The sequence below is a fragment of the Halomonas hibernica genome (genome assembly GCF_013183775.1).
GTDB classification, from domain to species: domain Bacteria; phylum Pseudomonadota; class Gammaproteobacteria; order Pseudomonadales; family Halomonadaceae; genus Vreelandella; species Vreelandella citrativorans.
In genome coordinates, this window is sequence record NZ_VIFN01000013.1 from 1 (window position 1) to 21,914 (window position 21,914).

The following is a 21,914-nucleotide window of genomic DNA, read 5'->3' on the forward strand; positions in this document are numbered from 1 at the left end:
AACAGCTGCCTGAATAACCTCAAAAGAGGCATCTAAATGAGGACGAAATCAGCTCACTTGCTCAGCAGTATTGCGTTAATACACCAATTCCCAGTGATGTTTTGAATTCATAGTGTCAGCCCGGCTTACTTTAAAGCGTCATATACTGCTCATTTTCATGGTCGGTAAACGTATACACCTCATATGGCTCTTCCTGAGGCCCTGGCATGCCTGGCGTACCAATCGGCATGCCCGCCAGGCCAATGCCATCTACGTCAGGCTGCTCTTCGAAAAGTTTGGTGACAGCTTCCATCGGTACATGGCCTTCAATCCAGTAGTCGCCTATTTCGATGGTATGGCACGACCCCAAACCATAAGGCACGCCCGCCTTCTGTTTAATATCGCCGAGCTCTATGTTATCGACGATTGTCACATCGACCCCCAGCGCTTCCAGGTGGCGAGCATACTCGTCACAGCAACCGCACTGCGGATTTTTGTAAAGTGTGGCTTCATCCGGCAACGCGGCCTGAGCCGAGGCCGCTCCTAAGAGTAAGGCACTAGATAACACTATAGTGGTATAACGTTTCATGAGCGGTCTCCCTGAGGTATGTGACTAAACAAATATTTGGTCAGCGAGGCAATACCTAATCCTATCAACAGTAAAAAAGTTAACGGCATTAGCCAACCTAACCAACCCATGGAGTTCATAAAAGCAAAACAATCCGCATTCATCATGTTAAGTCTCCTACCAAATCAGCTAGCAATAACGCTTTAAGCTTACAACCTTGGGGCTACCCCAAGGTCAAGTCTTGCAACCTTGCGGACAACGAAAGGTTGCTCCAGATCATTTTTACCCGTGGGTTCAGCCTCGTTTCAGGTTAACGCCGTATAAAGAAAGGGTGACAATAACCTCCGAGGTAATGACCATGCGCAAAATCACTTTCACTACGTCTTTGTTTGCCCTTTCACTAAGCCTGTTAACCAGCTTCGCGTGGGCTGCGCCCGGCCAAGGCAGTGGTGACAATGGCCTAACCGAGGCTGACGTTGACCGCACGATCAGCCTTGAAGCTGGCGATATGTGGTTCGACCCTGAAGCGCTAGAAATGGCGGCTGGGGAGGTGGTTAAATTTGAAGTCACCAACACCGGTAATTTAGAACACGAATTTGTGATTGGTAGCAAAGAAGCCCAAGAAGAGCATCGTCAAATGTTGCTAAACATGGCCAATGGCGGAGGTCATGACATGTCGAATATGTCACACGGCGACGGTCACGATATGGCCAGCATGAACATGGCAGGCATCACCATTGCGCCTGACGAGACCGGGACTCTATTATGGAGTGTCCCTGATAATGTTAACGAGCTTGAGTATGCATGTAACATTCCCGGCCATTACGAATCCGGCATGTACGGCAATTTTACTTTCTAATCTGACGCTTACCCATGAAACTGTTGCTACTCGAAGATGATGATTTGCTAGCGGAAAGCTTGGCAGAAAGTCTTAAGGACAACGGTTACCTGGTTGATTTGGCCGCTTCATTAAAAGCGGCCAAATCGCTGATGGCAACCGAGCATTACGAGCTGGCTATTTTAGATGTCGGTTTGCCCGATGGATCGGGGCTGGATTTGCTCGTCCAGTGGCGCAAGCAGAAACGCAGTACGCCTATTTTAATTTTGACGGCGCGTGATACTTGGGAAGATAAAGTCATCGGTCTTGAGACGGGTGCTGACGACTACCTCACCAAACCCTTCCACGAGGCCGAACTCATGGCTCGTCTGAAGGCCTTACTGCGTAGGCAGTCTGGTCAATTATCGCAGGTGATTACGCTAAACGGCGTCTCGTTGGATGAAGCAGGTCAACGAGTGTGCTTAGAAGGGGAAACGTGGCGTTCGCTAACGGCAACAGAGTTTCGGTTACTGCGCTACTTAATGCTGCATCCTGATCGCATTCACTCTAAAGAGCAGCTACTAGAGCAGCTCTATGCCTTGGATCAGGATGCCGCCGCGCCTAACTTGGTCGAAGTCTATGTCGCTCGTCTGCGCCGTTATCTAGGCAAATCAATTATTCAAACTCGCCGCGGCCAGGGGTATTTCTTTGCTTCACATTGATCGGCGCAGTTTACGTTTTCGGCTACTCGCATGGCTAGGTGGCGTGGCGCTACTGGTTGTGCTCGCAACTTGGCTACTGCACGGTTTTTTTTTACAGAGCCTGGCACGAGATTTTTTAGGCGAGCGCTTACAACGTGAAGCCAATCATGCGGTCGCACAGCTAGAGCAGGACCAAACGGCTGTCCCGGCTGCGCTAGACTTGGTTAGCCAAGGCTATCAAGTCTTTCATCATCTCTACGTACTCCGCTTTAACGGTTCGGTCAGCGCTTCCGACCCGCAATGGCAGCAACAGCTGGCGCCTCTCCTGGACGAGAACGGCGATGCTCTTGTGGACGTTAGAGATAACGATCAGCACATGCTCGTCTACCGTCGCCATTTTGAGTGGCAGGGTTCTAGCGGCGTATTACTGGTGGGGGAGAATTTTTCTCAGGTAGAAGCGGGACTTGCTACCTTGCACTGGTGGGTCGGTGGGATTGCCGCCGTGCTTTTAGGGATGCTCATCATACTCAATATGCTGGCGGTTAACCGTGGCCTCACGCCACTTTGGCAACTGCGTCAACAACTTGAAGCTTTGCGATCAGGTAAACGTGATCGCTTGTCATTAGTAGCCCCTTCTGAGTTAGATGAGTTAGTCGACCAATTGAACTGGTTTATGGATGATATTGATCTTCGTTTACAACGCTCGCGGGAATCAGTCACTAATCTTTCTCATGCTTTAAAAACCCCGCTGGCCGCGGTTACCCAAGTACTACGCGGCAACCGACCTATTGATGAAAACCGCCGCCATAAACTGCTCAGTCGTATCGAGGATATTAACGCCCAGTTGGATGCTGAGTTGCGTCGATCACGTATTGCAGGCCCTAACGCGGGGCGAACGGCCAACGTCACGCGTGATAGTTCACGGCTCATAGAGATGTTCCGCAGCCTTTACCCTGTGCGTATCTTCAACCTCACCCACTCGGCAGGCGAGAAAGACCAAGTACCTATTGAGGCTCACGACTTTTCTGAAATATTAGGCATCGTGCTCGATAACGCTGGCAAATGGTCGAATAGGTGCGTTAATTGCGATATTGCCGTCTCCGCTACCACACTCACGCTCACCATTGATGATGACGGACTCGGCGTTGCAGAAGAGGATCTTTCGCGCTTGGGAGAGCGTGGCACACGACTGGATGAACGCCGTCCCGGCTACGGCTTAGGACTGTCGATCCTTGCGCAGTTAATTGCCCGCTACTCAGGGCACTCGCGTTTTGAGCATAGTCCACTGGGTGGACTGCGCGTTACGATTACATTGCCTCTAGCGATTGAAGTGACTAATTAATCGCTATTCAGCTTTGATTCAGCTTTTTCCATCAAGATGGTGCCATTCATCATTGATGGGAGTTACACATGGCACGCTCAAGCATCATTTCTCACCCGCTTTCTCGTCGGCAGGTCCTAAAAGGCGGCGCTGCCCTAGGAATAGGTTCCGCTGCCACAATGGGACTAACCCCCGCCTGGGCAACCCCCTGGGGCCGCAGCAATGTCTACGCGCAGGGTGTTGAAGAAGGCCCCGTGGTATCACTGGCCATTCGTCGCGAATCACACCCGATTGATGGTCAGGAGGCGACCCCCATTACCATCAATGGCACCAGCCCTGGCCCGATGATTCGCTTACAAGAGGGGCAGGACGCGGTGCTTCGCGTCACTAACCTGCTTGATGAACCTACTTCTATCCATTGGCATGGCCTCATCCTACCGCCGGAAATGGATGGCGTCCCTGGGGTTAGCTTTGCCGGTATAGCCCCTGGCGAAACCTTTACCTACCGCTTCCCCGTACGCCAAAACGGCACCTACTGGTACCACAGCCACTCCGGTATGCAGGAACAGCTAGGCCATGCCGGGCCGCTGATTATCGACGCCGCCGAGCGCGAGCCTATCCGTTACGACCGTGAGCATGTGTTACTGCTCACCGACTGGACCTTTGAAGACCCCATGTCGGTGTTCCGTAATCTGAAAACTATGGAAGGCTATTACAACTTCCAAGAGCGCACGATTGCTGATTTTTTCGCCGATGTTCGCGAAAAGGGTTTCGCACAAACCGCCGAGATGCGCGGTATGTGGGCCCAAATGCGCATGAGTTCGCGGGATATCGCCGATGTCACCGGCAGCACTTATACCTACCTGCTCAACGGCCACTCCCCCCAGGAAAACTGGAATGCGCTGTTCAAGGCCGGTGAGCGGGTACGGCTACGCGTGATTAACGGTTCGGCCATGTCATACTTCGATGTCCGTATACCTGGCTTGAAGATGACCGTGGTGGCCGCCGATGGCCAACCGGTCCAACCCGTTCCCGTTGATGAGTTCCGCATTGGCGTGGCGGAAACCTACGATGTGCTTGTTTCACCTGAAGACGACCGAGCATACACCATCTTCGCCGAATCCATGGATCGCAGCGGCTACGCCCGCGCTACCCTGGCACCGCATGAAGGCATGCAGGCCGACATCCCTGAACGACGCCAAATTGCCGACCGCGGCATGGAAGCCATGGCTGCCCACGGCATGGGCGGTATGGATCATTCTGGCATGTCAAATATGGAAGGTATGGATCACTCCAATATGCCGGGAATGAGCGGTGACGATGCTGGTATGGAGGGAATGGATCATTCAAACATGCCGGGGATGGACCACTCAGGCATGTCGAATATGCAAGGCATGGATCACTCTAATATGGGTGGCATGGCGGGTGAACAGGCGAAAATCGGCGAAAATGGCTTGCTCGTTGCCGGTGAAGCCCAGCCCGGCTCTCGCTACGACCAGACGGGCATCGGCGTCGACCCCGATGAACGTCGTGTTTTAGTCTACCGCGATTTAAAAGCCTTCACGCCATGGCCTGACCGCCGTGAACCAGGCCGTGAGCTTGAACTGCACCTGACCGGCAACATGGAACGCTACATGTGGTCGTTTGATGGCAAGAAGTTTAGCGAAGTGACCGGCCCAATTCATTTTGTGAAAAATGAGCGGCTGCGCCTCATCCTTGTCAACGACACCATGATGGAACACCCCATTCACCTCCACGGTATGTGGATGGAGCTTGAAAACGGCCAGGGTGAACTGATTCCGCGCAAACATACCCTGAACGTGAAGCCCGGCGAGCGTGTGTCTGCGCTAATCACCGCGGACGCCGAGGGCAGCTGGGCGTTCCACTGCCACCTTCTCTATCACATGGATGCCGGCATGTTCCGCGTTGTTCAGGTTTCTTAAGGAGGCAGTATGAAAACCAAGTACTATGTAACCCTCGCCAGCGCCGCCCTCGGCATGGCCGCAGCCACTACCGCTTTTGCCGAAGATGGCTATGCGGCTCCGGACCACTGGCCAGCGCCCACGATGGAACACAACATGGGCATGGGGCTGTTCGACCGGCTTGAATACACCGTTCCCGACAAAGGCCAAGACGCCGTGGTATGGGACTTTCAAGGCTGGTATGGCGGTGATATCAACCGTGTTTACCTGAAGTCAGAGGGCGAAAATGTCCAGGGCGACGGCGAAGATGCTGAGTTTGAATCCCTGGAACTACTCTATAGCCGCCTAGTGGCAGATTTTTGGGAGCTACAGGGGGGTATCGGTTACCAAGGCGGTGTGTTCTCCGATGATCACGCCGAACGCACCTATGGGGTTGTCGGCCTACAAGGTGTGATGCCCTACGGCATTGAAACCGATGTTGCTATGCGAGTGAGTGAAGATGGCGACGTGGCCGCAAGTTTTGAAGGCGAATACGACCTGCGCCTCACACAGCGGCTCTACCTACAGCCGCGCACCGAAATTGCCGTGGCTGCCAGTGAGGTAGAAGAGTTCGGTGTGGGTAAAGGGTTAAACTCGGTTCGTGCAGGCCTGCGGCTTGGCTATGAAGTGTCCCGTCGCTTTGCCCCCTACATCGGTGCTTATTGGGAAAAAGAGTACGGCGACACTGCGGATCTCTCCCGCGCCAGCGGCGATAACACAGAAGACACTGGGGTCGTTGCCGGTGTTAAGTTAATGTTTTGAAAATGATAGGTGTTATTGCCCTTTTGCAGCCTGCGAAGGGGCAAGCCTTCTATAAGTTCGTTTGGCCCCAACATCCCTGGTCATTGTCTCACTGGTCGCCCATACACTCGAATTGTCCGTATCTACAAGTAGCGTATTCAACAACAGTTTGATTCGTTGCACACATAACACGAGGAAACACAGCCTTACAGCAATGCTTGACCTATAGGCAACCCCAGGCACTACATTTATAGCTTTGATAAGGCAAAAAGAGGGAGATTGCCATGGCATCATCACAGCAAAGCGCGCGGGTATACCGGATGAAAACCGCCGAGCATATGTGCCCGTTCGGTTTGAAGACCGTGGATTTACTCAAGCGCAAAGGCTTTAAGGTCGAAGACCACACCTTAACGTCCCGCGACGAGATTGACGCATTCAAGGAGCAGGAAAACGTCGCCACGACGCCCCAGGTGTACATTGGTGACCAGCGCATCGGCGGCTACGAAGAGCTGCGTGAGCATCTTGGAATGGGCCTGCCCAACGCAAAAGAAACTACTTACCGGCCGGTTATTGCTATTTTCACCACCGCACTGCTGATCGGCTTGGCGATTAGCTGGGTCACCGAGGGCACACTATTTACGGTGCGAATGCCGGAGCTCGCAGTTGCTTCAGCGATGGTGCTGCTGGGCTTGCAGAAACTGCAGGATGTAGAAAGTTTCAGCAGTATGTTTTTGAATTACGACCTGCTGGCACAGCGCTACGTTCCCTACAGCTATTTTTACCCCTACGCCGAGACGCTTGCAGGCATTTTAATGCTGGCTGGTGCGTTAATTTGGCTTGCAGCACCACTGGCGCTATTTGTCGGTACGGTAGGGGCGGCCTCCGTGTTTAAAGCCGTGTATATCGACAAGCGTGAGCTTAAATGCGCCTGCGTGGGCGGTAACAGCAACGTTCCGCTGGGCTTTGTGTCGTTAACCGAGAATCTGGTAATGATCGCCATGGGGGTGTGGATGCCGCTAAGGATGTTGATGGGATAAGACCCCCATTCATACACCAAGGCAAAATATGGGTCAGTTAATTTACTGACCCTTATTCAGGTTGCGTTCAGCTAACTCAACCACACGATGTATACCCGCTTCAGGCACCTGGATAGCTCAAGCACCAATAGGCGGTGTAAGTTATAAGAATATGTAATGCGATATCAAGGATTGTTATAAGCTTAGGCCTTTAGCTAAAACCAAGTGGGCTTATTAGATTTTCTTTATCGTTGATAGATGGCTCAACCAGCCCTGCAACCTTGATCAGTGCCTGTTTCCGTTCTTCGTAATAGTCATACCGGTCATAAATACCTTCGACACCCTTAAGCTTGTGATTCAAGCAGCGCTCGGCAACGTGGCCCGGTACACCTGCAGCGGCCAACAGGCTGCGGCAGGTACGTCTTAAGTCATGCACGGTAAATTCGGTAAGCTCGCCCATTTTGTTCTCGGACTGTTGCTTCTTTCCAGGCTCCTTACCAAATAGCTTGGCAATGGCTCGGTTCAGTGTGTCCTTACCCATATGAGGCTGCTTGCTGATGCGACGACTGGGAAACACATACGGCGAACCACAAGCACGAACCTGAAGCTCATCTAGCCAGGCGATAGCCTGTAGAGGAAGAGGAATCGCAATCCCAACTCCTGATTTACTACGCTCTCCGGGTAAAATCCATTTCGCATTGGTCAGGTCAAATTCAGACCATTTAGCTTCTGTAAGCTCTGTTTTGCGTACTCCTAATACAACAAGCAACGCGCAAGCGAGATAGTTATCACGCGTAAAGCTAATGCGATTCTCCCTGAACACAGCAAAGGCAAAGCTGAGTTCATCTATGCTCAGTGCTCTATCGCGGCTTTTTTCGACCCCACCCGCATCATTGACATTGAAAGCAGAAGCCGGGTTATAGGTAAGAAGACCCAGCTTGATGCCGTGATTAAAGAGCTGTTTCAAATACATCAACGCATCGTTTGCAATGGTTGGCCGGCCGCTACTTGTCACTTTTCTGACGATGGTTCGGATATCCATCGGGGTAACACTAGCCAATGTCATCGCGCCAATGGCGGGAGCAATATCTCTTTCAAATACGCGTTTTGGGATATTAGGGTGTTTAAGGCGCTTCTCTAGCTCCTGATACCAATCGTCAAACAGATCCTGAACCGTGCTGATCGTTATCTTTTCTTCACGTTTGCGCTCTGTAAGAGGGTCGGTGCCGCTACGAACCGCCTTCTGGGTTTCAACCACTTGTTCACGAGCTTCAGCGAGGGACAGGTGAGAACATTTACCCAGTGTCATGCCACGACGCTTGCCCGCGAACGTATAGCGGCACATCCAGTAGGCAGTACCTGCCTTAGGAATCATCAAGTACAAGCCGTTGCCATCACCATAGCGCCCCGGCTTGGCTTCCCTGATCAGTGACTGGGCCTTCTTGGCAGTAAAGCTTCCCATCCCTCCCCTCCGCTAACGCTTCAAGATTTTTGCCGTGTTTCACGGCGGGCGTAGAGCAGCTGCGTTCAAAGTGGGTAGTACTTCCACAAACAGTGCTTCCTTGATGGATAAGCATGACATTTTACTACCCACTTTACTACCCACTTGTCAGCGGCTTAAGCTGGAACTCAGTAGACAAGCGTAGACAACGCCTAAATAAAAATTCAATTAAAATAATATCTTGTATATTTCAGCGAACAACCTTGGGCCTTACTCAATATTCTGAATCTGCTCGCGCATCTGCTCAATCAGCACTTTAAGCTCTACCGCGCAGCGGGTCGTCTCGGCCACCACGGATTTGGATGAAAGCGTGTTGGCTTCGCGGTTTAGCTCCTGCATCAGAAAATCAAGGCGGCGGCCTTTAGGGCCTGTTTGAGTGAGCTGGCGGCTGACTTCTTCAACATGGGCCGTGAGACGGTCGAGCTCTTCGTCTACATCGGCTTTTTGGGCCACCAGTACCAGCTCAGCTTCCAGCCGCTGGGGATCAAGTTCGGTTTTGGCCATTTCCAGACGCTCCAGCAGCTGGGCACGCTGGCGTTCTAATAGCTGGGGTAGCAGGCTTTTGACGGTTGCGACCTGTTCGCTTACCGCGGTAAGGCGTGTGCTGATCATTTCGGCGAGTTTGTCGCCTTCACGGGCACGGGCATCGATGAGTTCTTCCAGCGCTTTCTCAAACAACGTTTTGGCAGCGGCTTTGATGGCGGACTGATCCAGGTGTTGGGTTTCCATCACGCCAGGCTGGTTTAAAAGCTCAAGCGTGGTGGGCGGTACGGCGCTGGGCACGTGCTGCTGGATCGTCGTAAGCGCATCAGAAATCGCGGCCAGGCGTGCGGTATTTACCGTAGGGGCCTGTACGGTTTCTGAGCTTTCAAAGCGTATGCTGCACTCTACTTTGCCTCGTGCCAGGCGGGTTCGCAGGGTTTCTCGGAGTAGCGGTTCGAGATCGCGCAGGCTTTCGTGTAGGCGAAAATGCGGTTCCAGGTAACGCTGGTTCACCGAGCGAATTTCGACGTGCAGCGTGCCCCAGGAAGCAGCCTCCTCAATACGGGCAAAGGCGGTCATGCTGTGTACGCGACGTAAAGTGGCCATGGTGATTATCCTTTGAGAACGCGTTTTCCTCAGTCTACCCGATAAGGGCAGGCTTAAACGTGAAGACGTGTACAATAGGAGGCTTTTCCTAGTTACGCGCTTATTGTGAAGTGCTTTTTGTGAGGTGCTATGCGTCCTGAAGTTGTTCGCCCCAGTGGTCGCGAGGCCAACCAGTTGCGTGAGATCCGCCTGACCCGCGACTATACCCGTCATGCGGAAGGCTCTGTACTGGTTGAGTTTGGCGATACCAAAGTGCTGTGTAATGCCAGCGTAGAAATGGGCGTACCGCGCTGGCTGCGCGGCAAAAACCAGGGCTGGATCACCGCGGAATATGGCATGCTGCCCCGTGCGACCCACTCACGCAGTGGGCGTGAGGCGACACGTGGCAAACAGGGTGGCCGCACGCTGGAAATTCAGCGCTTGATTGGCCGGAGCCTGCGGGCAGCGGTCGACCTGAAAAAGATGGGCGAATTCACGATCACCGTGGACTGCGATGTCATTCAGGCAGACGGCGGCACGCGTACGGCGTCAATTACGGGTGGCTGTGTCGCGCTAGTGGATGCCATTCGTTATCTGCAGCGTGAGAAGAAGATTAAAAGCGATCCTTTTAAACAGTTGGTCAGCGCGATTTCAGTGGGTATCTATAAAGGCACGCCGGTGCTGGACCTTGACTACCCCGAGGACAGCAAGGCCGATACCGATTTGAACGTGGTGATGACCGAAAGCGGCGAGCTGATTGAAGTACAGGGCACGGCCGAGGCAGGCGCGTTTAACCGCACGGAGCTAAACGCCATGCTGGACTTGGCCGAAAAGGCGGGCTCTGAGCTACTTGAGCATCAGCGTGAGGCGCTGGGTATTCGCGGTTAGGCCGTTTAATCGCCAACGCAATGAGCCGACCATAGTCCATGGCCGGCTCATTGGTTAACGACGACGCGGGAAAGATGCTTAAAGGGCGAGATCGTACTCGACAATTAGCGGGGCGTACTCGGAGAAAGTTGCCTCTTTATCGATCCATGCGTCGACCACGTGACGACGGAAGTTGGGGCCGACTAACTGATAGTCGATCCGCCACCCTTCCTGACGGCTGCGTGGTACTTCCTGGTCAAGCTTCGGCCACCAGGTGTATTCGCCAGCATCGCGATTGATTTCGCGGAAGGTGTCGATAAACCCTGTTGGGCCAAGCACCTGATCCATCCAGGCGCGCTCCTCAGGGCGGAAACCAGAGGTGAGCTGGTTATCCGACCAATTGGCCAAATCGACCGTTTTATGGGCCACGTTCCAGGTACCACAGATGATGTATTCGCGACGTTTGCGCGACATCTTCGTCAGGTACTCCTGGTACTGCTCCATAAACGCCTGTTTGGCTTTCTGGTCGCTGCCATCAGGCATCAAAAAGGTGGCAATGCTGAAGCGGTCATAATCCGCCTGCAGAAAGCGCCCTTCATGATCGCACTGCGGGAAACCCAGGCCATACATGATCGCCTTGGGGATTTTGCGGCAGTAAAGCCCAACACCGGAGAACCCATCTTCTTCTGCATCCAGGAAATAGCCTTCATAGCCTTCCGGATAAAGAATATGGTCACCTAATTCAAAACTTTTTGCCTTGATGTTCTGCACGCAGACCACATCGGCGTCCTGCTGAGCCAGCCAGTCCAGGAAGCCACGGTCGACGGCATCACGTATACCATTAACATTGATGCTGGCAATTTTCATAAATCGTCCCTTTTGCGTCGCTGCTGTATGATACCCGACGTTTAGACGTTTGGGTAAAGAGACCAACCATTTCTTGCTATTTACCTGCGTTTTATTGTTGCCTTCAGGCTGACATGCACCCACCGCCTAATGAGGAACGCCGTGGCTACCACTCTACAACCCTATCAGCGCGAATTCATCGCCTTTGCCATTGAGCAGGGCGTTCTCAAGTTTGGTGAGTTTACGCTTAAATCTGGGCGAGTAAGCCCTTACTTCTTTAACGCTGGGCTATTCCAGACCGGCCGCGCGCTGGCCAAGTTAGGCCGTTTTTATGCCCAGGCCATTGTCGACAGCGACTTGAAAGCCGATGTGCTGTTTGGCCCAGCGTACAAAGGCATTCCGCTGGCGGCAGTGACCGCTGCGGCACTGGCGGATCATCACGACCAGGACATGCCCTACGCGTTTAATCGTAAGGAAGCCAAAACCCACGGCGAAGGCGGCAACATTGTGGGTGCGCCACTGGCGGGCGATATCCTGATCATTGATGATGTGATTACCGCCGGTACAGCCATCCGCGAAGTCATGAGCCTGATTGAGCAAAGCGGTTCCCGGGCAGGCGGCGTAATCATTGCCCTGGATCGCCAGGAGCGCGGCCAGGGCGAGCAGAGCGCCATCCAGGAAGTCCAGGCCGAGTATGGCATGCCGGTGGTGAGCATCGTTACGCTTGAGCAAGTACTTACTTACCTTGAAGAGCATGCTGGTAGCGAAATGCTCGCCTATGCAGAAGCCGTGCGTGCTTATCGTGACCGCTATGGTATTGCCGCCTAGCTAAGTAGCAAGTGCGCCAGCAAAACCTTGCTGGCGCCACGCTTCATAGCTCACAATAGCCACCGCGTTGGAAAGGTTTAGGCTGCGATTATTGGGCTGCATGGGAATTCGTAGCTTTTGGGCGTCTGGCAGCGCCTGATGCACCTCGGCAGAGAGACCAGCCGTTTCAGAACCAAACAGCAGTACATCGCCAGCCGCAAAATCTGCCTCGCTGTGGGGCCGTGTACCCTTGGTGGTAATTGCCCAAATTCGCCGCTCAGGCAGAGCTTTTTGGAACGCAGCAAAATCAGCATGACGCGTCACATTCGCCAGGTCGCGGTAATCAAGCCCAGCACGGCGCAGCTTTTTTTCTTCAAGATCAAAGCCCAGCGGCTCGATTAAATGTAAACGACAGCCATTGTTGGCTACCAGGCGCATGATATTACCCGTGTTGGGTGCCATACGCGGCTCAAACAGCGCTACTTCAAACATCACCACCTGCCTATCCATATTGTGCGCGTAGAAACGCCTGATTGTAGATGAAAAACCGCCAAGGATAACGTGCCTAATGACGCCCTCGCCCCCGCAATCCATTCTTAGCCGCATTAAAGGCCTTAACCCGCGCCAGCAGGAAGCCGTGCGTTACATTGATGGCCCCTGCCTGGTATTAGCGGGCGCGGGTTCCGGCAAAACCAGCGTTATCACCACCAAGATTGCGTATCTGGTTCAGGAATGTGGAATGAGTGCGCGCCGGATTGCGGCGGTCACGTTCACCAACAAAGCCGCCCGCGAGATGAAAGAGCGCGTAGGGCAAATGTTGAAAGGCAAGGAGGGTCATGGCCTTACCGTCTCCACCTTTCACACCCTGGGGCTTAATATTATTCGTGGCGAGCTGAAGACGCTGGGGTACAAGCCGGGGTTTTCGCTGTTCGACCCGGAAGATGCCAAGGCGCTGCTGCGTGACCTGATGAACAAGGACGCCCAGGTCGACGCCGAGCAGATCAATGCCGTGCAGAGCAAAATATCCACCTGGAAAAACGACCTGGTGCTGCCCAGCGACGCGCTTTCCTTTGCCGCCGATGACGATGAACACTTTGCTGCTCGAGTCTATGAAGCCTATAACCGTCATCTCAAAGCCTACAACGCGGTGGATTTTGATGACCTGATTCTGTTGCCCGTCGTGCTCTTGAAAAACGATGCCGAGGCACTGGCGCGTTGGCGGCGCAAGATTCACTACATGTTGGTGGATGAGTACCAGGACACCAACGTGTCCCAGTATTTGCTGGTGAAGCTTTTAATGGCCGAGCGCTCGACCTTTACCGTGGTGGGCGACGACGATCAGTCAATCTACGCCTGGCGTGGTGCGCGCCCCGAGAACCTGATCACGCTGGGCGAGGACTTCCCGCGCCTGAAGGTGATCAAGCTGGAGCAGAACTACCGCTCAACCGGGACAATTCTACGCGCGGCCAACACGCTGATTGCCAATAACCCGCACGTCTACGATAAAACCTTGTGGTCGGATATGGGCGACGGTGCACCGATTCGGGTGATTGTGAATCGCCATGAAGAAGCGGAGTCTGAGCGGGTGGCTAGCGAAATGCTGACTCGGCGTATCAAGGAAAAGGCTGAATGGCGCGACTTTGCCGTCCTTTATCGCGGCAACTTTCAGGCACGGCTTTTAGAGCTCAAGCTTCAGCATTACCAAATTCCCTACAAGCTGTCCGGCGGCACGTCGTTTTTCTCGCGTAATGAGATCAAGGACGCCATGGCCTATCTGCGCCTACTCATCAATCCTGCCGACGATAACGCTTTTTTGCGGATAGTAAACGTACCGCGCCGTGAGATTGGGCCAGGCACGCTTGAGAAACTGGCTAACTATGCCACCGAACGGACGATTTCCCTGTTTGCAGCGTGTCATGAAATGGGCCTGGAACAGACGCTACCCACCCGCGCTGTCGAGCGGTTAAGCCGGTTCACCCACTTTATCGACGGTGTGCGCAAACGCATGGATCAGGGCGATGCAATTGCCGCTATCCGCGACATGTTGCGTGATATGGATTACGAGGCGTGGCTTTATCAGAACGCCAGTGCGCCCACTATTGCTGAACGGCGTATGGCCAACGTGTGGATACTGATCGACCAGTTGGAAAAGTCACTTAACCGTGACCCGGAAGAGGATACCGCCTCAGAGGCGACTGAAACCGATAGCGTGGAGGCGGCAATTTCTCGGCTGGTGCTGCGCGATATCCTGGAACAGCAGGCCGAAGAGGATGACTCGGACCGCGTACAGCTGCTCACCATGCACGCTTCAAAAGGGCTTGAGTTCCCGCATGTCTACCTGCTGGGCCTTGAAGAGGACCTGCTGCCCCACCGCAATGCTATTGAAATGGGCACGGTGGAAGAGGAGCGCCGCCTGGCCTACGTGGGTATTACCCGGGCGCGGCGCACGCTCACGCTCACGCTTGCCCGCCAGCGCAAAGCCTACGGTGAGCTGATGGATTGCCAGCCCAGCCGTTTTCTGGATGAACTGCCCGGGGAAGACCTGGAGTGGGAAGGTCGAGCGGATAAAGAGGACCCGGACAAGAAGCAGGCGCGCGGCAAGGATGCAATTGCCGGGCTGCGCTCTCTGTTGGGGTAACGACCAGACCAAACTATCCACAGGTGGAACACCGGAACCGCTTGTGGATAGGCTATTCGACCTCTTCGATCATGTAGTCGACCGCTGCCTTGATCTCATCATCGCTGAAATTAAACCGACCGCCCTTGGGCGGCATCGCACCAATCCCCTTAATGGCGTTGACGTAAAGCGTGTCAGTGCCTTGAGCAAGCCGTGCAGTCCAGGCGGCGTTATCGCCCGTTGCCGGAGCGCCCGCAATGCCTGCCGCATGGCAGGCGCCACAGCCTGCCCTGGCATACAGCGCTTCACCATCATATTGGGCGGCGATATCTTCCGGTTCAGGCTCCTCTGGCAAGGAAGCATCAGGTTCAGGCTGGGCCACCGCACGTTGGCATGTTTGTCCTTGCAGGCAGAGCTTGCCAACTGGCGCAAGGCGCTCGGCAAGCGCTGCATCCTCGGCCTCTGCATCAGCAAGTGCGGCGCTCGATAGCACTCCTAACGCAACTATCCCGCCCAGCATACATTTGAAATTCACCCTGCCCCCTTGGCGTTTATCGCCATAATAGCGGCGTTTAATCCTGTATCGATAACCGTGTTCCAGGAAAATATACCGGGAGATAATATCTTTTTTTTCACAGATAGCCAGAGGGCGATAGGTGAGAGCCACCTATCGAGTGACATAATAACAAAAGGGTCTAAACAGTGATTTAAAGGCCTACGTTTAGAAGATCAGCTTAAAGACGCCCGTAAGGGTAAGAAGGCCTACGGCAAAAATAAAGATAATAATCCACAGCAAAATTTTCATAACGTTTCCTCCATGAATAAAAGAAGCATTCCTCAATACCGCGCTCACAGTATAGAAGAAAAATTAAAAAGCAGGCTTAATATTACCTTTTGAATAGAGAAATTCTCGTGCTTCATTATGGGCTTGAAGCGGTAAGCTAGGCATTTTTCCAGGCAAGCAGGCGCTGCTCGGCATAACCGATGAACCCCGCCTGTTGATAAAGGCGCCAAGCGGGCGTATTGCGAGTATCGACGGTCAATATCATCTCGTTTGCCCCTTGGTTAATTGCCAGGTTAAAAGCCTCGGTTAACACGTTTCGACCGATGCCCTTACCGCGCCATTGCGCCGTGACGCCCATTAATAAAAGCTCCCAGCAGTGAGCCGACCGTGGCGCTAACAGCAACACGCCCACCCGCTCATCGCCCAGGTTAACGCTGTACCAATGGTTCGGCGCCGTAGGTGCCTGATCATAAAAACCGGCCAGCAGCGCTTCGCTGGAAAGCGATTCTCGCAGTGCTGGGCAGTCCAGCGAGCCTTGGCTAATGGAGTCGATCAGGTCGGTTTGCACGGCGGTGCTTAGCTCACTAAAAGGTGCTAGCCAAATTGGCGAATCCGTTGAAGGTACCGCCTCCGTGGCCGCCAGCGTAATGGACAAATAGTGTAGTTTGGCCAAGCGCACCATATTATGCGCAAGCAGCGTTGCCTCCCACGCATAGTGGCTGGGCGGCAAGACCACGTGGCAAAGCGTTATTCCCTGCGTGGTTACCCAATCATGAGCAGCGCTTAGTAAGGCTTGGCTTGTTGGATCATCCTGGCAAGGAAGCCATAGCTGTGCGGTGGCGTGAGCGAGCGGCTGCACCCACAGCGCACCGCTAATACGGCCGTGCTGCTGATAGACCCATAGCCCGTCCCAGGCTGCCTGCGGGGCTGACGTTAGAGCGGTGTGCAGCGCCGATTGCAAGGACGGTTCATGCACCGCCGCTAAGTGAAGCAGGGCTTCCCTACGCTGCGTTGAAGGGCAAATACTCACAAATGCACTATCGACCGTCGGCTTCATTAGTAATCTGGGCGCCACTGTGCTGCTTTCGTTGATGTTAATCCTGACTGACTCCCCCTAACGATGCTACCTTTTGTTACTTCTTACCGGGCCGTTGCTACAGGAGTGACTAACACCATGCGCATACTGCTGGTTGAGGACGACGCCAGCTTGTCTTCGGGCATTCGCCTGGCGCTCAAGCCGGAACACTATACGGTTGATCACCTGGATAACGGCAATAGTGCCCTTATGGCACTAAAAGAGGCTGAGCCGTTTGATGCTGTCATTCTCGATTTGGGCTTGCCGGGTTTGGATGGCCTCCACATTATCAAGGCGGTACGCCGCCAAGGCAGCCAAATTCCGATATTGGTACTCACCGCCCGCGACGGTATCAATGACCGCATAGCGGGGCTGGATGCTGGGGCCGATGATTACCTGGTCAAGCCTTTTGAAGTGGAAGAGCTCAAGGCCCGCTTACGGGCACTGCTAAGGCGCAGCCAGGGGCAATTGGATAATTACCTGGAGTGTCGCGGCATCCGCTTGGAACCGCTTACCCTAAGCGTCAGCTATCAGGGTAACGTCATTACCCTTTCACGGCGCGAATTTACCCTGTTACAGGAATTTATGGGCCACCCGGGGCGAGTCTTTACCCGCGATACACTGACCAGCCTGATTTATGGCTGGGATGAGGATGTCGAAAGCAACGCCATTGAAGTTCATATTCACCATTTACGACGCAAGCTGTTTCCTGAGGTGATTCGCACCGTACGCGGCATTGGCTATGTGATGGATAAAGCGCCGCCGGGAGGCGAACAGTGAACTCTATCCGCCGGCGAACCTTAGGGCTCACACTGCTGCTGTTTCTGCTCAGTATTATGGTCATTAGCGTGGTTAGCTACCGTTACGCCACGCACGAAATTCAGCAGTTGCACGATGCAAGCCTTGCCCGTCACGCGCATCTTTTGGGTGAGCTCATGCAGGCGCCTATTCCGCCCGCGTATCAGCAGGCACTTCTGCAAAGCGTAGAAAATACGCTGCAAACCAAGCAGCGCAATCCTGAGGCACTCGTCTTTCAACTGTGGGAAGGCGATAAACTACTGCTACGCTCAACCGATGCACCATTAGCGCCGCTTGCCGCATCGCAAAGTGGCTACACCCGGCAACAGTACCAGGGGCAAACGTGGCAAACCTATACGCTTTCGCTTGCCGAGGGACGCAGGGTCATTGTGGGTGAGCGTGACGATATCCGCTTACGTTTGGTCAGGCGGGTAGCGCTGCGTACGCTGCTGCCCGAATTTATGGGGTTAATCGTCTTAACGTCTTTATTGTGGTGGAGCATCGGCTGGGGGCTTTCACCGCTGTCGAGAATGGCAGAGCAAATCCGCAACCGAGACCCACATAATCTTCAACCCCTTAAGCTTGCGCCTCTGCCGTATGAGCTGGCGACGATTTCCGGTGCACTCAATCGCCTGTTGATGCGCATCCAGCGTTTACGCGAGCGCGAAAAACGTTTTATCGCCGATGCCGCCCATGAACTGCGTACGCCGCTTGCCGTACTCGACCTTCATGCCCAAAACGCCTTGGCCGCAGAAAGCCCACAGGACCGTGAGGAGTCGCTTCATTATTTGCGCCAAGGCGTTGCCCGTTCGACGCATTTGGTCAGCCAGCTGTTAACGCTAGCAAGGCTTGACCCGGATGAAACAAGCCTGCCATTACGCCCTGTTGATGCGCTGTTTGAGGTACGTGACGCACTGGCCAAGCTACTTCCCCTCGCCCAGCAACAGCAGCAAACGCTGCAGCTAGAGGCCGATGAACAGGGCCAGTGGGCGTTAAACGAAGTCCCCGGCACCTTGGGAGCACTCGTGCAAAACCTGGTGGGCAACGCCATTCAGCACTCTCCCCCTCAAGGAACTATCCACGTTCAGCTTAAGGCGGAATTGAGCGCCATTATTTTAGTGGTGGATGACCAGGGCCCGGGGATTCCTTTATCAGCCCGCAAGGCCGTTACAGAGCGCTTTCACCGCGCAGGCCCCGGCGCAGGGTCAGGATTGGGGTTATCCATTGTGGAACGGATAGTGGCGCAGCATGCGGGCAGCCTGGTATTTGATGATGCGCCAGGGGGCGGTTTGCGCGTACAGGTCACGCTTAATCGCCACAGCGGCCAAGGCTAGTTTTCAAGCCTTAAGGTTCCGATAAGAATTAACTGTGACTCTGAGGGTACCAGGCTGATTGGCAGTAAGCCGTTGGCCAAATAAAAATGGAGGTTCCCTGATGAATCAAGTGGCTTTTGCACCTAAAACGTTAATTAAATTCAGCGCCGCTCCCCGCCTTAAGTCGCCGAGTGCCAAGCGGTTAACGACTGAAAGTTCAGCGCTGGATGTACTTACCGACTTTCAAACGCTGAAACCTCATTCAGTCGCCGCCGACACGCCTGTTGATGAGGCACATCTCAAAATGCGTTATAGCGGTGTGCGGCTTCTGTTTGTAACCGACAAAAATGAGCACTGCATCGGTATTCTTACCGCCAAAGAGTTGATCGGCACACGCCGTATTAACCTGGCCATGCAGCAGCGCAATCTTGACCGCGACGAAATAACCGCGGATATGATCATGACCTCTTGGGATAAACTCAGTGCGATGACGCTGGAACAGCTCTCGGCGCTGACGATTGAAGACCTTGTCCTGGTCATGGAAGACGTGACTGAACAGCACCTGTTGATCACTCAGTACGACGACCATAACGCACTGACCATTCGTGGCTTAATATCAGCCACCGATATTCAAAACACTGTGGGTAAGCAAGTCAGTACAGTGGTTCCCGTCGCGAGCAGCTTTGCCGATATTTGCCAAGTGATTACCGGTCACGACCTGTAAGTTTAAAAGTATCCGTTAGCTGTTGTTAAACGTATTTATCATCTAAAACGCCCCTTACCAAAAACGGTAAGAGGCGTTTTTTAGTGTTCTATCAATAACGTGTTAATCCCTAAAGATTAACACCTAACCACTAGAACATGGAGGCGTTGATAAATAAGTGTGTCGCTACACTCGCGGCATAACCCAGAAAAATAGCCGGCACCCAGCGCAAGTGAACCATAAAGGTATAAATACCCCGTGCCTGGCCCATCAAGGCAACGCCAGCCGCTGACCCCATGGCGAGCAGGCTTCCCCCAACACCAGCGGTAAGCGTAATCAGCAGCCAGTTGCCTTCAGACATATCGGGCGCCATGGAAAGCACGGCAAACATGACTGGAATGTTATCCACCACGGCTGAAATCAGCCCTAACACAACGTTAGCCCAGATGGGATTCCAACTGCCATAGAGCGTTTCAGACAGCAGGCTTAAATACCCCATAAAGCCAAGCCCGCCCACACACAGTACGACGCCGTAGAAGAACAGCAGCGTATCCCACTCAGAACGTGCGATACGGCTAAAGATATCAAACGGCACCACGCTGCCTAATTGCTCCAGCTTCTTCCAGTCGCCGCGGCGTGAATAACGTACCCGTTTACGCTCTAACGAGCGCGGCAGGCTGCGCCGCAGGTAGTATCCAAAGAACTGCAGTAGTCCTAAACCAAACATCATGCCCATTGCAGGCGGCAGGTGCAGAACCGAGTGGCAGAGTACGGAGATGGCAACGGTCAGCAAAAACAGCGCAATGATCCGGCGTGCGCCCCGCTTGAGCCAGACGTTTTCAGTAAGCGCTGCCGGTTGGCGGTTAACAATAAAGAAGTTCATGATGACCGCAGGCACCATAAAGTTAACGATAGCGGGTAATAACAGTACAAAGAAGCCGCTAAACGGCACTTGTCCTGCCTGCCAAACCATCAGCGTAGTGATATCCCCAAAGGGGCTAAATGCGCCGCCAGCATTGGAAGCCACCACCACGTTGACGCAGCATAGGCTAATAAACTTGTTATCACCTTCAGCCACTTTCAGGATTACCGCGCACATCAGCATAGCCGTGGTCATGTTATTGGCTATCGCAGAAATACCAAATGCGAGAAAACCGGTAATCCAAAAAAGGCTGCGGTAGCTAAACCCTTTACGCACCAACCAGGCACGCAATGCGTCAAATATACGCCGCTCTTCCATGGCGTTGATATAGGTCATCGCCACCAGCAAAAACAGCAATAGTTCGGTGTATTCGAGCAACGTTTCCCGAAAAGCGATTTCTGCCTCTTCAGGCATACCGGCCTGCACATACACCCATGCCACAATGGCCCAAATAAGCCCCGCCGCTACCAGAACTGGCTTGGATTTACGCATGTGGAGAAGCTCTTCAGACATTACCAGAGCATAGGCAAGTACAAAGATACCCACACACGTAATACCGGCAAGAGAGAGCGTTAAATTCAGTGGGCCAGCAGCGGCATAAGAGAGGGAAGGAAAGACAACAGCACAGAGAGCAATCAACAACCAAGCGACCCGGCGAGCTGAGAGCCGAGGTGCAAGGACGTTTTGTGGTTTCATGACAGCGTGATCCTGACAGATGTGGGGGGAGAGCGTGGCACCATGATAAGCACGCTAATAAACTGCTGCAACGCAGCGCCGACTCACAAGGTGCGCCTAATTGTCGCACCTTGTAACGCTGTTTTATAGTGTCCGAACAACTTATTACATTTGCTCATTCAATGGGCCATACGCTTCTTTTTTCAGGACAGCAGATCACAGGAATAATGGCTGTTAAAAAATCAGATCGTCGTTCAGCCGCTATAACAATGCTGGTATTACTTAAGACAGGATGCCAGTGTGTGTAACGCCACCGTATTTTTATTTCTTGTTGTATCAATCGTTAGCATCGTTAATAAACACGCTCTCACTAACGCGATAGCACGCTGGATAAGTCCCCCCATGTACACAAAGAGCAAATACCCTCCTGTAAAAGACCATCAAACAAAAAAGGAGCCCGCTGATGGATGCATATTTAGACAATATCCATGACATCTTGCAAAAACTTAAGGATTATCTGGAGGGGAATGAAGATGAAGTGATCGCTACGACTGCCGTATCGTCAAATTCCATGACGTTTTGAAAAACCCGGATGAGTACGGCCTAACTGAGCTGGAGAAAAGCCAGTTGCCGCATTTGGAAGAAAAAGTGTGGCACACGGTACTCTCGCCACTTGCGAGGCTCGAAGCGAACGAAAACGTAGAGTAATAGGCGGGTAACACTGAGCATCATGCTAACCAGCAAACCATTCTCACCCCTAAAGGTTGGACACTTCATCCAACCTTTAGGGTATTGCCGTAAGAGCATTCAACGAACCGTTTGATACCAGACGGC

21 protein-coding genes and 1 pseudogene are annotated in these 21,914 nt (G+C 53.3%); 13 read left to right on the top strand and 9 right to left on the bottom strand.

The window, feature by feature from the left end; translation table 11 throughout:
* Window positions 1-130: 130 nt before the first annotated feature.
* Together FKN99_RS15385 and FKN99_RS15390 are read right to left on the bottom strand one after the other, a co-directional pair.
* Window positions 131-568 (bottom strand): DUF411 domain-containing protein, encoded by a 438-nt coding sequence (locus FKN99_RS15385; protein WP_172118696.1) that lies wholly within the window; start codon window positions 566-568, stop codon window positions 131-133.
* Window positions 565-714, bottom strand: a complete 150-nt coding sequence (locus FKN99_RS15390) for a hypothetical protein (protein WP_172118697.1) — start codon at window positions 712-714, stop codon at window positions 565-567. The genes FKN99_RS15385 and FKN99_RS15390 overlap by 4 nt, the downstream gene beginning before the upstream one ends.
* A gap of 191 nt (window positions 715-905) precedes the next feature.
* Here FKN99_RS15390 and FKN99_RS15395 point away from each other — a divergent pair, with 191 nt between their 5' ends.
* The 6 genes from FKN99_RS15395 (at window position 906) to FKN99_RS15420 (ending at window position 7,125) form a co-directional block, all read left to right on the top strand.
* The gene (locus FKN99_RS15395; RefSeq protein ID WP_253927063.1) at window positions 906-1,406 is read left to right on the top strand and encodes a cupredoxin domain-containing protein; all 501 of its coding nucleotides are present in this window, start codon (window positions 906-908) and stop codon (window positions 1,404-1,406) included.
* 14 nt (window positions 1,407-1,420) lie between these two features.
* Window positions 1,421-2,086: a response regulator transcription factor gene (locus FKN99_RS15400; RefSeq protein ID WP_172118698.1), complete on the top strand. Its 666-nt coding sequence runs from the start codon at window positions 1,421-1,423 to the stop codon at window positions 2,084-2,086.
* Window positions 2,073-3,407, top strand: a complete 1,335-nt coding sequence (locus tag FKN99_RS15405) for an ATP-binding protein (protein WP_172118699.1) — start codon at window positions 2,073-2,075, stop codon at window positions 3,405-3,407. The genes FKN99_RS15400 and FKN99_RS15405 overlap by 14 nt, the downstream gene beginning before the upstream one ends.
* Window positions 3,408-3,475: 68 nt before the next feature.
* Window positions 3,476-5,329 (top strand): copper resistance system multicopper oxidase, encoded by a 1,854-nt coding sequence (locus FKN99_RS15410; RefSeq protein ID WP_172118700.1) that lies wholly within the window; start codon window positions 3,476-3,478, stop codon window positions 5,327-5,329.
* Between the two features lie 9 nt (window positions 5,330-5,338).
* Window positions 5,339-6,109 carry a copper resistance protein B gene (locus FKN99_RS15415; RefSeq protein ID WP_172118701.1) on the top strand — a complete coding sequence of 257 codons (771 nt, stop codon included), beginning with the start codon at window positions 5,339-5,341 and terminating at the stop codon, window positions 6,107-6,109.
* Window positions 6,110-6,372: 263 nt separating this feature from the next.
* Complete coding sequence (locus FKN99_RS15420) at window positions 6,373-7,125, top strand: glutaredoxin family protein (RefSeq protein ID WP_216658117.1); 753 nt, start codon at window positions 6,373-6,375, stop codon at window positions 7,123-7,125.
* 190 nt (window positions 7,126-7,315) lie between these two features.
* Here FKN99_RS15420 and FKN99_RS15425 read toward each other — a convergent pair whose 3' ends face one another.
* Window positions 7,316-8,566: a tyrosine-type recombinase/integrase gene (locus FKN99_RS15425; RefSeq protein ID WP_172118702.1), complete on the bottom strand. Its 1,251-nt coding sequence runs from the start codon at window positions 8,564-8,566 to the stop codon at window positions 7,316-7,318.
* A 249-nt stretch (window positions 8,567-8,815) separates the two neighbouring features.
* Complete coding sequence (locus FKN99_RS15430) at window positions 8,816-9,694, bottom strand: YicC/YloC family endoribonuclease (RefSeq protein ID WP_172118703.1); 879 nt, start codon at window positions 9,692-9,694, stop codon at window positions 8,816-8,818.
* A gap of 129 nt (window positions 9,695-9,823) precedes the next feature.
* Here FKN99_RS15430 and rph point away from each other — a divergent pair, with 129 nt between their 5' ends.
* Complete coding sequence (gene rph, locus FKN99_RS15435; protein WP_172118704.1) at window positions 9,824-10,561, top strand: ribonuclease PH; 738 nt, start codon at window positions 9,824-9,826, stop codon at window positions 10,559-10,561.
* A gap of 78 nt (window positions 10,562-10,639) precedes the next feature.
* On the opposite strand, the gene FKN99_RS15440 is transcribed toward rph, so the two are convergent.
* The gene (locus tag FKN99_RS15440) at window positions 10,640-11,407 is read right to left on the bottom strand and encodes an exodeoxyribonuclease III (RefSeq protein ID WP_172118705.1); all 768 of its coding nucleotides are present in this window, start codon (window positions 11,405-11,407) and stop codon (window positions 10,640-10,642) included.
* Between the two features lie 141 nt (window positions 11,408-11,548).
* On the opposite strand from FKN99_RS15440, the gene pyrE reads away from it, so the two are divergent.
* Complete coding sequence (pyrE, locus tag FKN99_RS15445) at window positions 11,549-12,214, top strand: orotate phosphoribosyltransferase (protein WP_172118706.1); 666 nt, start codon at window positions 11,549-11,551, stop codon at window positions 12,212-12,214.
* Here the strand turns inward: pyrE and FKN99_RS15450 are convergent, their stop codons facing one another.
* Window positions 12,215-12,685 (bottom strand): tRNA (cytidine(34)-2'-O)-methyltransferase, encoded by a 471-nt coding sequence (locus FKN99_RS15450; RefSeq protein ID WP_172118758.1) that lies wholly within the window; start codon window positions 12,683-12,685, stop codon window positions 12,215-12,217. It lies immediately after the preceding gene.
* Window positions 12,686-12,761: 76 nt separating this feature from the next.
* Here FKN99_RS15450 and rep point away from each other — a divergent pair, with 76 nt between their 5' ends.
* On the top strand, window positions 12,762-14,831 hold the full coding sequence (gene rep / locus FKN99_RS15455; protein WP_087110229.1) for a DNA helicase Rep: 2,070 nt from the start codon (window positions 12,762-12,764) through the stop codon (window positions 14,829-14,831).
* A gap of 52 nt (window positions 14,832-14,883) precedes the next feature.
* On the opposite strand, the gene FKN99_RS15460 is transcribed toward rep, so the two are convergent.
* Together FKN99_RS15460 and FKN99_RS15465 are read right to left on the bottom strand one after the other, a co-directional pair.
* Window positions 14,884-15,345 (bottom strand): c-type cytochrome, encoded by a 462-nt coding sequence (locus FKN99_RS15460; RefSeq protein WP_319941293.1) that lies wholly within the window; start codon window positions 15,343-15,345, stop codon window positions 14,884-14,886.
* Window positions 15,346-15,751: 406 nt separating this feature from the next.
* Window positions 15,752-16,651 (bottom strand): GNAT family N-acetyltransferase, encoded by a 900-nt coding sequence (locus tag FKN99_RS15465; protein WP_172118707.1) that lies wholly within the window; start codon window positions 16,649-16,651, stop codon window positions 15,752-15,754.
* 117 nt (window positions 16,652-16,768) lie between these two features.
* On the opposite strand from FKN99_RS15465, the gene FKN99_RS15470 reads away from it, so the two are divergent.
* The 4 genes and pseudogenes from FKN99_RS15470 to FKN99_RS15480 all read left to right on the top strand — a co-directional run bounded on the left by FKN99_RS15470 (window position 16,769) and on the right by FKN99_RS15480 (window position 19,504).
* Window positions 16,769-17,449, top strand: coding sequence for a response regulator (locus FKN99_RS15470; protein ID WP_172118708.1), 681 nt, complete (start codon window positions 16,769-16,771; stop codon window positions 17,447-17,449).
* A 56-nt stretch (window positions 17,450-17,505) separates the two neighbouring features.
* Window positions 17,506-18,261 (top strand): annotated as a pseudogene (locus tag FKN99_RS18155) (sensor histidine kinase N-terminal domain-containing protein); the annotation flags it as partial.
* Between the two features lie 24 nt (window positions 18,262-18,285).
* On the top strand, window positions 18,286-18,801 hold the full coding sequence (locus tag FKN99_RS18160; RefSeq protein WP_406565436.1) for a sensor histidine kinase: 516 nt from the start codon (window positions 18,286-18,288) through the stop codon (window positions 18,799-18,801).
* 100 nt (window positions 18,802-18,901) lie between these two features.
* Window positions 18,902-19,504, top strand: coding sequence for a CBS domain-containing protein (locus FKN99_RS15480; protein WP_087110219.1), 603 nt, complete (start codon window positions 18,902-18,904; stop codon window positions 19,502-19,504).
* Window positions 19,505-19,634: 130 nt separating this feature from the next.
* Here the strand turns inward: FKN99_RS15480 and nhaD are convergent, their stop codons facing one another.
* Window positions 19,635-21,101, bottom strand: coding sequence for a sodium:proton antiporter NhaD (gene nhaD, locus FKN99_RS15485; protein WP_172118710.1), 1,467 nt, complete (start codon window positions 21,099-21,101; stop codon window positions 19,635-19,637).
* Between the last annotated feature and the right edge of the window lie 813 nt (window positions 21,102-21,914).

Bases quoted from the DNA above. Each gene is read 5' to 3' on its own strand.
- FKN99_RS15400 (WP_172118698.1), top strand. From the start codon at position 1,421: ATGAAACTGTTGCTACTCGAAGATGATGATTTGCTAGCGGAAAGCTTG.
- FKN99_RS15410 (WP_172118700.1), top strand. From the start codon at position 3,476: ATGGCACGCTCAAGCATCATTTCTCACCCGCTTTCTCGTCGGCAGGTC.
- nhaD (WP_172118710.1), bottom strand. From the start codon at position 21,101: ATGAAACCACAAAACGTCCTTGCACCTCGGCTCTCAGCTCGCCGGGTC.
- FKN99_RS15385 (WP_172118696.1), bottom strand. From the start codon at position 568: ATGAAACGTTATACCACTATAGTGTTATCTAGTGCCTTACTCTTAGGA.
- FKN99_RS15415 (WP_172118701.1), top strand. From the start codon at position 5,339: ATGAAAACCAAGTACTATGTAACCCTCGCCAGCGCCGCCCTCGGCATG.
- FKN99_RS15390 (WP_172118697.1), bottom strand. From the start codon at position 714: ATGATGAATGCGGATTGTTTTGCTTTTATGAACTCCATGGGTTGGTTA.
- FKN99_RS15430 (WP_172118703.1), bottom strand. From the start codon at position 9,694: ATGGCCACTTTACGTCGCGTACACAGCATGACCGCCTTTGCCCGTATT.
- FKN99_RS15395 (WP_253927063.1), top strand. From the start codon at position 906: ATGCGCAAAATCACTTTCACTACGTCTTTGTTTGCCCTTTCACTAAGC.
- FKN99_RS15425 (WP_172118702.1), bottom strand. From the start codon at position 8,566: ATGGGAAGCTTTACTGCCAAGAAGGCCCAGTCACTGATCAGGGAAGCC.
- FKN99_RS15480 (WP_087110219.1), top strand. From the start codon at position 18,902: ATGAATCAAGTGGCTTTTGCACCTAAAACGTTAATTAAATTCAGCGCC.
- FKN99_RS15440 (WP_172118705.1), bottom strand. From the start codon at position 11,407: ATGAAAATTGCCAGCATCAATGTTAATGGTATACGTGATGCCGTCGAC.
- rph (WP_172118704.1), top strand. From the start codon at position 9,824: ATGCGTCCTGAAGTTGTTCGCCCCAGTGGTCGCGAGGCCAACCAGTTG.
- FKN99_RS15470 (WP_172118708.1), top strand. From the start codon at position 16,769: ATGCGCATACTGCTGGTTGAGGACGACGCCAGCTTGTCTTCGGGCATT.
- rep (WP_087110229.1), top strand. From the start codon at position 12,762: ATGACGCCCTCGCCCCCGCAATCCATTCTTAGCCGCATTAAAGGCCTT.
- FKN99_RS15465 (WP_172118707.1), bottom strand. From the start codon at position 16,651: ATGAAGCCGACGGTCGATAGTGCATTTGTGAGTATTTGCCCTTCAACG.
- FKN99_RS15420 (WP_216658117.1), top strand. From the start codon at position 6,373: ATGGCATCATCACAGCAAAGCGCGCGGGTATACCGGATGAAAACCGCC.
- FKN99_RS15450 (WP_172118758.1), bottom strand. From the start codon at position 12,685: ATGTTTGAAGTAGCGCTGTTTGAGCCGCGTATGGCACCCAACACGGGT.